The organism is Streptomyces sp. UNOC14_S4 (genome assembly GCF_020740835.1).
Lineage (GTDB): Bacteria > Actinomycetota > Actinomycetes > Streptomycetales > Streptomycetaceae > Streptomyces.
On sequence record NZ_JAINFC010000213.1, the window covers coordinates 1 to 11,855 of the forward strand.

14 protein-coding genes are annotated in these 11,855 nt (G+C 70.2%); 8 read left to right on the forward strand and 6 right to left on the reverse strand.

Annotation, left to right across the window (positions count from 1 at the left end; genetic code table 11):
• The coding region (locus K6I34_RS19810; protein WP_229327653.1) for a GAF domain-containing sensor histidine kinase at window positions 1-1,392 on the reverse strand (1,392 nt) is incomplete at its 3' end.
• Window positions 1,393-1,923: 531 nt separating this feature from the next.
• Between K6I34_RS19810 and ctaD the strand changes: the two genes are divergently transcribed.
• Both ctaD and K6I34_RS19820 read left to right on the forward strand, forming a co-directional pair.
• The gene (gene ctaD / locus K6I34_RS19815; RefSeq protein WP_229327654.1) at window positions 1,924-3,567 is read left to right on the forward strand and encodes a cytochrome c oxidase subunit I; all 1,644 of its coding nucleotides are present in this window, start codon (window positions 1,924-1,926) and stop codon (window positions 3,565-3,567) included.
• Window positions 3,564-3,944, forward strand: a complete 381-nt coding sequence (locus K6I34_RS19820; protein WP_229327642.1) for a hypothetical protein — start codon at window positions 3,564-3,566, stop codon at window positions 3,942-3,944. Before ctaD ends, K6I34_RS19820 begins: the two co-directional genes overlap by 4 nt.
• Window positions 3,945-4,000: 56 nt before the next feature.
• Here the strand turns inward: K6I34_RS19820 and K6I34_RS19825 are convergent, their stop codons facing one another.
• Entirely contained in the window at window positions 4,001-4,486 is a 486-nt protein-coding gene (locus K6I34_RS19825; RefSeq protein ID WP_229327643.1) for a carboxymuconolactone decarboxylase family protein, read from the reverse strand.
• Between the two features lie 183 nt (window positions 4,487-4,669).
• Here K6I34_RS19825 and K6I34_RS19830 point away from each other — a divergent pair, with 183 nt between their 5' ends.
• Together K6I34_RS19830 and K6I34_RS19835 are read left to right on the forward strand one after the other, a co-directional pair.
• Window positions 4,670-5,572, forward strand: coding sequence for an RNA polymerase sigma-70 factor (locus K6I34_RS19830; protein ID WP_229327644.1), 903 nt, complete (start codon window positions 4,670-4,672; stop codon window positions 5,570-5,572).
• A 36-nt stretch (window positions 5,573-5,608) separates the two neighbouring features.
• On the forward strand, window positions 5,609-6,133 hold the full coding sequence (locus tag K6I34_RS19835) for a DUF664 domain-containing protein (protein ID WP_229327645.1): 525 nt from the start codon (window positions 5,609-5,611) through the stop codon (window positions 6,131-6,133).
• Between the two features lie 6 nt (window positions 6,134-6,139).
• Here the strand turns inward: K6I34_RS19835 and K6I34_RS19840 are convergent, their stop codons facing one another.
• A complete protein-coding gene (locus tag K6I34_RS19840; protein WP_229327646.1) occupies window positions 6,140-6,700 on the reverse strand; it encodes a flavoprotein in 561 nt (186 codons plus the stop codon).
• Window positions 6,701-6,901: 201 nt separating this feature from the next.
• Here K6I34_RS19840 and K6I34_RS19845 point away from each other — a divergent pair, with 201 nt between their 5' ends.
• The 4 genes from K6I34_RS19845 (at window position 6,902) to K6I34_RS19855 (ending at window position 8,633) form a co-directional block, all read left to right on the forward strand.
• Window positions 6,902-7,477, forward strand: a complete 576-nt coding sequence (locus K6I34_RS19845; RefSeq protein ID WP_229327647.1) for a Uma2 family endonuclease — start codon at window positions 6,902-6,904, stop codon at window positions 7,475-7,477.
• An 85-nt stretch (window positions 7,478-7,562) separates the two neighbouring features.
• On the forward strand, window positions 7,563-7,670 hold the full coding sequence (locus K6I34_RS38930; RefSeq protein WP_374230976.1) for a helix-turn-helix domain-containing protein: 108 nt from the start codon (window positions 7,563-7,565) through the stop codon (window positions 7,668-7,670).
• A gap of 89 nt (window positions 7,671-7,759) precedes the next feature.
• The gene (locus tag K6I34_RS19850; protein WP_229327648.1) at window positions 7,760-8,152 is read left to right on the forward strand and encodes a hypothetical protein; all 393 of its coding nucleotides are present in this window, start codon (window positions 7,760-7,762) and stop codon (window positions 8,150-8,152) included.
• Window positions 8,153-8,258: 106 nt separating this feature from the next.
• Window positions 8,259-8,633, forward strand: coding sequence for a hypothetical protein (locus K6I34_RS19855; protein ID WP_229327649.1), 375 nt, complete (start codon window positions 8,259-8,261; stop codon window positions 8,631-8,633).
• A 486-nt stretch (window positions 8,634-9,119) separates the two neighbouring features.
• Here the strand turns inward: K6I34_RS19855 and K6I34_RS19860 are convergent, their stop codons facing one another.
• The 3 genes from K6I34_RS19860 to K6I34_RS19870 all read right to left on the reverse strand — a co-directional run bounded on the left by K6I34_RS19860 (window position 9,120) and on the right by K6I34_RS19870 (window position 11,772).
• Window positions 9,120-10,226: a protein-L-isoaspartate(D-aspartate) O-methyltransferase gene (locus tag K6I34_RS19860; protein ID WP_229327650.1), complete on the reverse strand. Its 1,107-nt coding sequence runs from the start codon at window positions 10,224-10,226 to the stop codon at window positions 9,120-9,122.
• Window positions 10,227-10,455: 229 nt separating this feature from the next.
• On the reverse strand, window positions 10,456-11,304 hold the full coding sequence (locus K6I34_RS19865; RefSeq protein WP_229327651.1) for a helix-turn-helix transcriptional regulator: 849 nt from the start codon (window positions 11,302-11,304) through the stop codon (window positions 10,456-10,458).
• 12 nt (window positions 11,305-11,316) lie between these two features.
• The gene (locus K6I34_RS19870; RefSeq protein WP_229327652.1) at window positions 11,317-11,772 is read right to left on the reverse strand and encodes a DUF6879 family protein; all 456 of its coding nucleotides are present in this window, start codon (window positions 11,770-11,772) and stop codon (window positions 11,317-11,319) included.
• Window positions 11,773-11,855: the final 83 nt, after the last annotated feature.

The window sequence follows — 11,855 nt, forward strand, 5'->3', positions numbered from 1 at the left end:
GTGCAACTCCGCCCGCGCCCGCATATTCGCCAGCCCGCCCCGCCGCGGCGCGGACCCGACGCCCACCCCGTCGTCGGTGACCGTGAGGGTCGCCCACGCGCCGACGACGAGCGACACGTCCACGTGGCGCGCACGCGCATGCCGGGCCGCGTTGCTCAACGCCTCGACGGTCACGGCCAGCAGTTGCTCGGCCAGTTCGTCGGGGACATCCGTGTCCGCGGGCCCCTCGATCCGCAAGGCGGGAGCGAACCCCAGCGTGCGTGTCGCCGCCTGCGCGGCCTCGGCCATGGCGCGGCGCAGGCCGCGGCGGCCGCCACGAGCATCGCCGCCGGCGGTCCGCAGGCCGAAGATGGTGGAGCGGATGATCTGGATGGTGGTGTCGAGGTCGTGGACGGCGCGGCCGACGCGTTCGGCGGCCTCGGGGCGTTCGATGAGCCGGGTGGCGCTCTGCAGGGTCATGCCGGTGGCGAAGAGCCGCTGGATGGCGAGGTCGTGCAGGTCGCGGGCGATGCGGTCGCGGTCGTGGAGGACGGCGAGTTCCTCGGACTCGGCGCGCCGCTGGGCGAGTTCGAGGGCGATGGCGGCCTGGTCGGCGAAGCCCGACATCAGCTTCACCTCGGTGGCGTCGAACGGCGGCCGCCCGGCGCGGCGGCGCAGCCGGAGGGCGCCGCGCGTGTCCACGTCGATGTCGATCTGGAGGGGGACGACGACACAGGGCCCGCCGTCGTCGACGGCGTTCGCGCTGTCGTCGAGGGGGTCGTCGAAGGGGACGACGGCGGCGCTGTCCGCCTGCGCGACCTCCATGGCCCGTTCGGCGATGAGGTCCAGGATGTCGTCGGTGTCGGTGCCCGACAGCAGGCTGCGCGTGATCTCGCCGAGCGCTTCGAGCCAGCGCTCGCGGCGGCGGCTCTCGTGGTACATGCGGGCGTTGTCGATGGCTATGCCCGCCGCGATGGCGAGGGTGGTGAGCACGGCCTCGTCGTCGGCGTCGAAGGCGGCGCCGCCGCGCTTCTCGGTGAGGTAGAGGTTGCCGAAGACCTCGTCACGGACGCGGACGGGGACGCCGAGGAAGGTCCGCATCGGCGGGTGGTGCGCGGGGAACCCGTAGCTGCGCGGGTGCCGTGTGAGGTCGGTGAGCCGCAGCGGGGCGGGGTTGTGGATGAGCTCGCCGAGGATGCCGCGCCCGCACGGCGTACGGCCGATGCGCGCGGTGAGCTCGTCGGACATGCCGACGGGCAGGAACTCCGACAGCGTCTGCCCGTCGCCGACGATGCCGAGGGCACCGTACTCGGCATCGGTGAGCGTGACGGCCGCCTCGACGATCCCGCGCAGCACCTGCGGCAGTTCCAGGCCGCGGCCGAGGCTCATGACCGCGTCGAGGAGCCCGTGCATCCGGTCGGGGGGTGGCGTGCGGCCGGAGTCCGCCACGGCCGAAGTCGCTGCCGAAGCCACGGGGCAAGCTCCCCCACGGGCCCCCACACCGCCGCCCCCACTCGGGCGTTCGCTGCTGTGATCTGCGGTTCCTGTGGTTGTGGACATCCCCTGCTCCCCGGGCCCAGTGCCTGTTCAGCAGCGTACGGCAGGGGCCGAGAGGCCCCGGAGGCGGTCGGGACCACCGGGCCCGTCCGGTGCCCGTACGGCCCCTGCCGCGGGCGCGGCCCGACGGCGAGGCTGATGCACGGCCGGGAGGAGCCGCGTGTCCCGACCCTGACTCCCAGGCTCCTCCCGGATCGTCGGAGTACGCGCGAGAGGTGACCGGTGGACGGAACGGACAAGCCGAGCAGGACGGAGGACAGCGAGGGGAGGAAGGGCCCCGCTCCGGACCCCGTACAGGAACCCGCTCCGGACCCCGTACGGGACCCCGCACCGGAACACCCCCGCGCGCCCGAGCCGGGCCCGACACCGGACAAAGCCCCCGTACCGGTGCCGGGCCCTCGCCGCGGCTCTCCCGTCGAGTGGCTGACGACCACCGACCACAAGAAGATCGGCACGCTCTATCTCGTCTCCGCGTTCGCCTTCTTCATCATCGGCGGGCTGATGGCCCTGCTCATGCGGGCCGAACTCGCCCGCCCGGGCACGCAGATCCTCTCCAACGAGCAGTTCAACCAGGCGTTCACCATGCACGGTTCGGTGATGCTGCTGCTGTTCGCCATGCCGCTGTTCACGGGCTTCGCGAACTGGATCATGCCGCTGCAGATCGGCGCGCCGGACGTGGCCTTCCCGCGGCTCAACATGCTCGCCTACTGGCTGTTCCTCTTCGGCTCGCTGACGGCCGCCGGGGGCTTCCTCACCCCGCAGGGCGCGGCGGACTTCGGCTGGTTCGCGTACGCGCCGCTGTCGGACGCCGTGCACTCGCCGGGCGTGGGCGCCGACATGTGGATCATGGGTGTGGCGCTGTCCGGCTTCGGCTCGATCCTCGGCGCGGTCAACTTCATCACCACGATCATCTGCATGCGCGCGCCGGGCCTGACGATGTTCCGGATGCCGATCTTCACCTGGAACGTGCTGCTGACGGCCCTGCTCATCCTGCTGGTCTTCCCCGTGCTGGCCGCCGCGCTGTTCGCCCTGGAGATGGACCGCAAGTTCGGCTCGCACATCTTCGACCCGGCGAACGGCGGCGCGCTGCTCTGGCAGCACCTGTTCTGGTTCTTCGGGCACCCCGAGGTGTACGTGCTGGCGCTGCCGTTCTTCGGCATCGTCTCGGAGGTCATCCCGGTCTTCAGCCGGAAGCCGATGTTCGGTTACGGCAGCCTCATCGCCGCCACGATCTCCATCGCCGGCCTGTCGGTGACGGTGTGGGCGCACCACATGTACGTCACGGGCGGCGTGCTCCTGCCGTTCTTCTCCTTCATGACCTTCCTGATCGCGGTGCCCACCGGCGTGAAGTTCTTCAACTGGATCGGCACCATGTGGCGCGGCTCGCTGTCCTTCGAGACGCCCATGCTGTGGGCCATCGGCTTCCTGATGACGTTCGTGTTCGGCGGCCTGACCGGCGTCATCCTGGCCTCGCCGCCACTGGACTTCCACGTCTCGGACTCGTACTTCGTGGTCGCCCACTTCCACTACACGCTGTTCGGCACGGTGGTCTACGCGATGTTCGCGGGCTTCCACTTCTGGTGGCCGAAGTTCACGGGCAAGATGCTGGACGAGCGCCTCGGCAAGATCACCTTCTGGACGCTCACCACGGGCTTCCACCTGACCTTCCTGGTGCAGCACTGGCTGGGCGTCGAGGGCATGCCGCGCCGCTACGCGGACTACCTGGCGTCCGACGGCTTCACCACGCTCAACACGCTGTCCACGATCGGCTCGTTCCTGCTGGGCCTGTCGCTCCTGCCATTCTTCTACAACATCTGGAAGACCGCCAAGTACGGCAAGAAGGTCGAGGTCGACGACCCCTGGGGCTACGGCCGCTCGCTGGAGTGGGCGACCTCCTGCCCGCCGCCGCGGCACAACTACGCCTCGCTGCCGCGCATCCGTTCCGAGTCCCCGGCGTTCGACCTGCACCACCCGGAGATCGCCGAGGCGGAGGCCGCCCGGGAGGCCGCCCTGGAAGGAGCGTCCCGATGAGCGCCGTGCCGTACGCCGTGCCCGCGCTGGGCACCGGGGTCCTGTGCCTGTCGGGCTACGTCTGGTACGTCCCCGCCGCCCTGGACCTGCGAGCCGGCCGCGACCGCCCCGTCTCCCGCCTGCTGTCGGCCGCCGCCTGCCTCGCCGGCTGGGGCACCGCCGCGCTCGTCGCGGTGGCCCTGCTCACGCCCCTGCGGCTGGCCGGGGCGGCCGTCCTCGCGGCCGCGGGCGCGACGGCGACCGTGGGACTGCTCACCGCGGCCTGGCTGTACCGGCAGCGGGAGAAGCGGGAGACGCGACGTACGTGGCGGGAGCTGCGGAGGCGCGGGCGGCGCGCGCACCAGCCGGACCGGACGGCGTACCGGAAGCAGCCATGAGGTACGGCCCGGGACCAGGTGGTCCCGGGCCGTGGCCGTTCGCCGGTCAGGTCAGGTCAGTCCAGCATGGCGGCGAACATGCCGGGCTCGTACGAGCCGCCCCGCTGGTGCAGGATCACGCCCATTCGGTTGGCCGCGTTGACCAGGGCGACCAGGCAGACCAGCGCGGCGACCTGGTCGTCGTCGTAGTGCCCGCGCACCCGGTCCCACGTCCCGTCGGACACGCCCTGCTGCGCGTCGGCCATCCGCGTCCCCTCCTCCGCGAGCGCCAGCGCGGCCTGCTCGGCCTCGGTGAACACGGTGGACTCGCGCCAGGCGGCGACCAGGCTGAGCCGGACGGCACTCTCCCCGGCGGCCGCGGCCTCCTTGGCGTGCATGTCGATGCACCAGCCGCAGCCGTTGATCTGGCTGACGCGCAGCGACACCAGCTCCTGCGTGGCACTCGGCAGCGTCGACTGGTGGATCACCATGCCCGCGTTGGCGAACCGCTTGGCGAACTTCATGCCGATCTCGTTCTCGAACATGTTGAACCGGGCGTCCATGACGTCGTCCTCACTCGTGGCGGTACGTGCTGCACTGACGAACACGAGATGCCGGCGGCCCGCTCCTTGTGACAGGGGCGGCCATGTGACGTACACCATCGCCACCGGGTGTCACGGAACCGCCCGGACCGGCGTCTTGTGCGCGTGACACGGTCGGGAACGAACAGCAGGCAGGAGCAGCCGATGAAGCGCGCAGAGGACGACGGTACGGACCCCGCCACCGAGGCGTTCGTCGCCCACCGGAACCTGCTGTTCACCGTCGCCTACGAGATGCTCGGCTCGGCCGCCGACGCGGAGGACGTCCTGCAGGAGACCTGGCTGCGGTGGGCGGCCGTCGATCTCGACGCGGTACGGGACCGGCGCGCGTACCTGGTCCGGATCACCACCCGCCAGGCGCTGACCCGCCTGCGCACCCTCGGCCGCCGCAAGGAGTCCTACGTCGGCTCCTGGCTGCCCGAACCGCTGCTGACCGCCCCGGACGTGGCCGAGGACGTCGAGCTGGCCGACAGCGTCTCGATGGCGATGCTGCTGGTCCTGGAGACGCTCGCGCCCACCGAGCGCGCGGTGTTCGTGCTGCGCGAGGTGTTCGACCTCGCGTACGAGGAGATCGCCGAGGCCGTCGACAAGAGCCCCGCCGCGGTCCGCCAGATCGCGCACCGGGCACGGGCGCACGTAGCGGCGCGCCGCCCGCGCGGGGCCGTGTCCCCGGCCGAGACCCGGGGCGCGCTCGACGCGTTCCAGCGAGCGGTCGAGACGGGCGATCTGCAAGGGCTGCTCGACACCCTCGCACCCGATGTCGTCCTCCTGGGCGACGGCGGCGGCGTCAAGAAGGCCGTCCTGCGGCCGATCGTGGGGGCCGACAAGGTGGCCCGCCTGATGATCGGCGGCCTGGCCAAGGTCGCCGCCGCGCTGTCCCTGCGCCCGACGCAGGTCAACGGACACCCGGCGCTGGTCCTCCGGCTCGACGGCGAGCTGGACACCGTCCTGGCGGCGCGCGTCGACGACGGCCTCATCACCGGGCTCTACGCCGTGCGCAACCCCGAGAAACTGTCGCACATGGGACGGGAGTCGGTCCTGAGCCGCTGAGCGCCTTCGCGCGGGCAGGTGCCAGACTCCTCCTCCATGAGTCCACTTTCGCCCGAGCCGGGCCGCCAGACGTCCGACCAGCAGGAACTGCTCCTCGGCTACCTCGACTTCCTCCGCTCCGCGGTCACCGCCAAGATCGAGGGCATGCCGGAGGAGGAGCTGCGGAACAGCCGCCTGCCGTCCGGCTGGACCCCGCTGGAACTGCTCAAACACCTTGTCTACATGGAACGCCGCTGGCTCCGCTGGGGCTTCCTGGCCGAGCCGATACCGGAACCGAACGGTGACAGGCACGCGGACGGGCGCTTCCGCGTCACCCCGGACGACACGGCCGCCGACCTGCTCGCCGCCCTGCACGCCGGAGGCGAACGGACCCGCGCCATCGTCACCGCGGCGGCCGACCTGACCGCGGAGAGCGCCCTCGGCGGCCGCTTCCCCGTCGACGGCCGGGAAGGGCGCCCGTCGCTCGGCTGGATCCTCTTCCACGTCCTCCAGGAGTACGCCCGCCACGCGGGCCACCTCGACATCGCGCGGGAGCTCGCGGACGGGGTCGTGGGAGAGTAGCCGGGCCTACGACTTGCCGGGCAGGGCGTCGACGGCTGCCTGCCACGGGTAGCCGTCGCAACCACCCTCCGTCCCCGGAGCGTTCCGCTGCCCCGGCAGGAACCCCCACTCACTGAGCAGGATTTGCACTCCGGCGACCCGTAGCGCCCCGACACTCCGGGCAGTGGCCGGATGCCTGCCCTGCCCCTCGCTCCAGTGCGGCAGCGCGACGATCGGCAGCCCGAGCCCGGTCGCCTCGGTGACCAGCCCGAGGGCGAGCGTGTCGCTGATCCCGGCCGCCCACTTGTTGAGCGTGTTCGCCGTGAGCGGCGCGACGAGCAGCGCGTCGGGTGGCGGCAACACGTCCTCCTGTGACGGCAGCTTGTACTGATGGCGGACCGGATGCCCGGTGAGCTTTTCGAGCCGCGCGATCTCCCCTTCCGCGTCCTCGGTGGCCCATCGGTACGCGGACGGCGTCAGGATCAGGCATACGTCCCAGCCGCCCGCCTGGGCGGCACGGATGCCGGTGTCGACGCGGCGGACGGGGAGGGCGGCGCAGGCGACGAGGTACAGGACGCGGGTGGTCATGGGGGCAGTTCACCGTGTCGGCGGAGGGCCCGCAAGAGTGCTGTGGGCCCTCCGCCGTGAAGCCTGCCCCGCGCGTGACCGGCGGGGCCGGCGGTGTCCGTGTCCGGCTGGTGACCCGCCGCCGCTGGTGCGGGGGCCGGTGTCGTGTGTGCGGGGCGTTTCGATGCGTATATGACCTATTGGTTATTTAAGCTGGGGTGTATGGAGACCAGGGAGCAGATCTACCGGCAGTTGCGCGAACTGCGTGATCACCTGGGCGCGGAGACAGGGCGCTATGGCGAGATCAGCGACGGCGAGATCGTGATGGTGATGAGCCCGGTACCGCAGCACGGGCTGACTGCCAAGCGCATCGTGCGCCAGCTCGACGCCCAGCTGCCCGAGCCGCTTGCGGCGTTCGGGAACACCGACACCGACGATGAGCACCTGGGAAAGCTCCGTATCCCCGACATCGTCGTGGTGCCGGAAGAGGCCATGGACACGACCAGCCCGCTGGATCCTCGCGAGATCACCCTCGCGGTCGAGATCGTGTCCAGGTCCAACCCCGACAACGACTACGTCAAGAAGGTCGCCGACTACGCCGCGATGGGAATCCCCCATTACCTGATCGTCGACCCGCGTTCCGGTACCGCCCGCCACCTGTGGGCCGTGGTGGCCAAGGAGGGGCGTCCGGTCTACGACAACCAGGTCTCCTACGCCTACGGTGAGATCATCCCGATCGGCGACTTGCGGATCGGCACGTCAGATCTCCCCTTGTACTCGGACGGGCCGGGCCGGTGACGCCAGGTGAACTGGTGCGCGGGCGCCGTGAGGAACTGCGCTGGTCCCAGGCGCAGCTGGCGGATGCGGCAGGGACCGCGCATCGGTGGTCTCACGGATCGAGTCCGGCCGGCTCAATCCGACCGTCGACATGCTCGCCCGCCTGGCGACGGCCATGCGCGCGGAACTCACCCTGAACATCCTGCCCCGATAGCCGTCTGCCTGGCCATCGACCGCGACGCGCGGGACGCCCGTCCGGAGCAGGCACGGCGATGCCTCGCCGAAGCGCGGCAGTGTGCCCACATGCTGCGCGGCGACACGACGCACTACGAGATGTCCTTCGGGCCGACGAACGTGCGCATCCATGAAGTGGCGACGCTGATCGACTCCGGGGACACGGAACGGGCCCTCGCCCGGCTGCGCGAGCGGGGGACTGAACAGGGCCGCCAGGAATGGGAGATCCCGTCCGGGATCGTCGCGGAACGGGCCGGCCATCACCACATCGACGTGGCGGCAGCACGACTGGCCGAAGGTGACCGAGTCGGCGCCCACCGCGACCTGCTGAAGGCCCGGCGGCTGTCACCGAACTACGTCCGCTTCCACCCGACCGTTCGCAGCACGGCCGCGACGCTCGTACGCCTCGACCGTTCACAGGACGATTCCATCGCGGGCTTCGCGCGCTGGGCTGGTGTGTGAGTAACTGTCAAGCAATTCCAGGTGAGTTCACTCCCACAATATGTGGGAGCACGTGAGGTAGCGCGAGGCGCGATCCCCTCATCGTCATGAATGAAGGGATCGTGCTGTGCCCAGCCGCGCACACGCGCAGAAGTGGTTCGCCCACGCCGGAGTCGTACTTCTGCCTGCCGGGACCGTCTGGGACGCTATCCGGGTCAGCGGCGGCATGGCCGGGAACGTACTGGCGGCCGGAATCGACGGCCCCGTGATCCGCGACCGGGACGAGCTCTATTTCCTCGTCCGGCCGGGCGCCGCCGGTACGTGGACGACGCCGGGTGGCGAAGGGCTCGGAGCCGCCTGCTACGTGGCCGTACCGGCCCCGGAGTGCACGAGCGGGCCAGGTGTGCATTGGGCTCAAGCGCCGGACGGTAATGGTGCCTTGATCGATGCCGAACGGCTCGCCGCCCTGATCCAGGGCGTGTACGGGGAGGCCGGTCAGTGAACCAGTCTCCTCGGAGCGACGACAACGCCGAGGCACGGCGACGCCCCGTCGGCGTCACCTTCCTCACCGGCGCGCCACCCGTCACGTGGCCGCTCCCCGAGCTGAAGCGACACCTGCCGCGAAGCGTAAGGCGCAGCCCGAGCGGCGACAGCCCGCACGTCGACGGAAGCGCGCAGCCATCAGATCCGACGGAGGCCACCGGCGAGCCCTGACTGGGGGTGTCGATACTCACGCGTCCTCGACGGGGAGCCCGAGTGCTGAATCCTGGGTGTCCCCAGGGGGCGCCTTCGAGACTCCGGCACCGTGTTCCTCGTCCGGCTACCGCCGCTGGTACTGGTGATTATCTGAGGGCGGCCGGGCGGAAGAGTATCCGCGACATGAACACCACGCCGACCTGTCGATTCCGCGACCGTTCGCTGGCCGTGGCGTAGGAAAGCCCCGGCCTGTGCTCGGTATGACGCAGGCCGGGGCCGATGGACGGAGCGGCTATGTGCTCTGGAACGGCAGCGGGTTGTCAGAGGAGTCGAGCCAGGCCCGTTCGCCGTCGCCGTCCACGGTGAGACCGAAGCGACCGAATCCGGGGCGGCCTTGCCCCTCCCACCAGTGGTACGCGGCTTCCACCTCGTGCCAGAGACGACGTGGCCCGGACTGCCGGACAGGGAACGACGTCCCCTCCGGCATGTACCGGACCGATGCGGTGGATTTCCCGTCGGTGAGCCACAGCGTGCAGTCGGCTCCCTTGGGGGCGTCTCCCCAGTCCACGCCGTACCGGCACCCGGGGACACCCAGCCCGACCGCGAATCGCGCTTCGTTCGGGGTGAGCACCCGTGGGTCCGTGCCCGTCGAAGACCTGTCCCCCTCGGAGTCCTCGGGTTCCTCGGACTCCTGGGGCCAGTCGGCGGGCGCGTGGCCGGTCATCCACATGAACGATGCCTCCTCGACCACCTTGCCGGTCGCTGCGCGTCCGTCGGACTCGAGCCGGAGCAGCGCGCCGTTGCACATGCCGTTGCCCCAGGGGACGACCATCACCCCTTGGGTCTGCTCCACCCAGGAGTAGGGCACGTGCTGTACGGCGCAGGTGGCGATGAACCGCTCATAGGGGGCTTCGGCCTCCCACCCCTTGGCTCCGTCACCCCACACGACGCGCGGAGTGAAACCGACCGCCTTGAGTCGTGCCGCTGCGCGCTCTGCGAAGTGGACGTCCACCTCGATGGTGGTCACGCTGCCGGAACCGAGCCGGTGCGATGCCAGAGCGGAGTTCCAGCCCGTGCCGGCCCCGATTTCCAGCAGCGTGTTTCCGTCCCGCACGTCCAGTTCGCGCAGCATCATCGCCACCATGCGTGGCATGGAAGCCGACGTGGTGGGCCTGCCGTTCTCCTTGGCAAGGACCAATGCCATGTCGGAGGTGACGGCTTTCTCCCACTCCAGCGGTCTCGCCTCCCGATCGAGTTCCGTCACGGTGCCGTCTTCCCTATGGGCCCAGCACTGGGCCGGGATGAACGGATGGCGTGGCACTGCGGCGAACGAGGATTCCCACTGCGCCACCAGATAGCCGTCTTCGGTCAGGGACGCCACGAGATCGCTCCAGGCCATGCGCGCCTCTACTTCTTCTTGGGGTCAGGGGTGATTGGCGGGACCTGAGGCGGCTTCTCCCGATGTCCGTCGTGCGGTGCGGTGTCCGGCGGCCCGGAGTGGTTGCCGCCCTTGCCTTTGCCCATGGTCTCCTCGCATTCCGTGCTGCGCCCTGGTGTGGTGCGCTGACAACAACGCTAGGGACAACGGGATACCGACTCCCAGCCGATTGCATGAGGTTGCACAGCAGTTATCCGAGCCGGCCCATGGCATCCGCGATCAGATCGCGGGCGTTCGCCCCGTAGACGGCCAGAGTCGCCAGTTCGGCGAATGTCTCGGCGTACATGGCCACTTCACTGGGCTGCGTGAGCGTGAGGTAGCCGGAGACCAGCTCGACGTTGACCTGTGCCGTGTCGTAGATCCAGAACCCCTCGACCGGCCAGCGCTCACGATCCGGCTGCATGGGCACAATTCCCAGGCTGACGTTGGGAAGCGAGGCAATGTCCATGAGGTGTCCGAGCTGTCCGGTCATGACCTCGGCGCCGCCGACGCCAGTTCTGATCACGGATTCCTCGACGAGGAACGCGAACCGCCGGTCGCCCTCGTGCAGCACCTGCTGCCGTGCCATGCGAGCGGCCACCGCTTCGGCCACGTCGTCCACCAGGCCGCGCCGCCGCTGGATCGCGCGCAGAGCCGCCGCCGTATACATCTGCGTCTGGATCAGGCCGGGCACGAGCCACGAGGAGTACGACCTGAATCGGTGAGTCCGCTGGTACAGCGGTAGACGGGCCTCCTGTGCCCGTTTGAGCCCGGACCGCTCCATGCGCCGCCAGCCGATCCACATGCCCTCGGCGGTCCGCAATGAGGCAAGCAGGTCCTCCGTCTGGCCCTCGGCCCCGCAGGCCCGGCACCACGCCCGGATGTCGTCGGCGGACGGTGGCGTACGGGCGTTCATGATCCGCGAGGACTTGGACCGGCTCCACCCGCAGCACTCGGCCATGTCGGCCCCGGTCAGGCCGGCCTCCCGGCAGAGCTCCGCGAGACGGTTCGCGAGAGCCTGCCGGGCCTGCTGAGCGCTGGAAGACGGAGAGACGGCCATGGTGCGTGACCGTCAGGCAGGCTGGTATTCCGCGTGCGGAACGGCCCGCTCCCACGCTGCCTCGTACGCCTTGACGTACCGCGCGGCCAAGGCGGGGTCGTGGCACACCTCCATACGGAGGCCGGTCCACTGGCCCTCGCCGCTGAAGTGGTGCAGGATCACGGTCTCCTCGTCCATGACCCACCCGTCCAGCGCGGGGAGCAGCAGGTCACGCGCTCGCGCGCGAGGCAGCCAGCGCACGTCCTCACCTGCTGCGACGTTCGTGAACGTGCCGCCGTACTCGTACCGGACGTAGTCGCTCAGAGGCTCGGACACCACCCGCAGCCGCCGCATGACCACGCCCCGGCCGGTCGCCTCGTCGGCCTTCCATGACTGGATGATCAGGTCTCCTGTTGTCTCGTCCTGCCAGATCGTGGGCGATCCGTCGTCTGGGGTGTTCGGCCAGATCCCCAAGAACTTCAGGGCCATTGCCCACTCCTCCGCCGAGTCGGTTGCACCAGCGCGCACGAGCCTCGCCCCCCGTGTGACCAGCGTCAAGGGCACCCCCCACC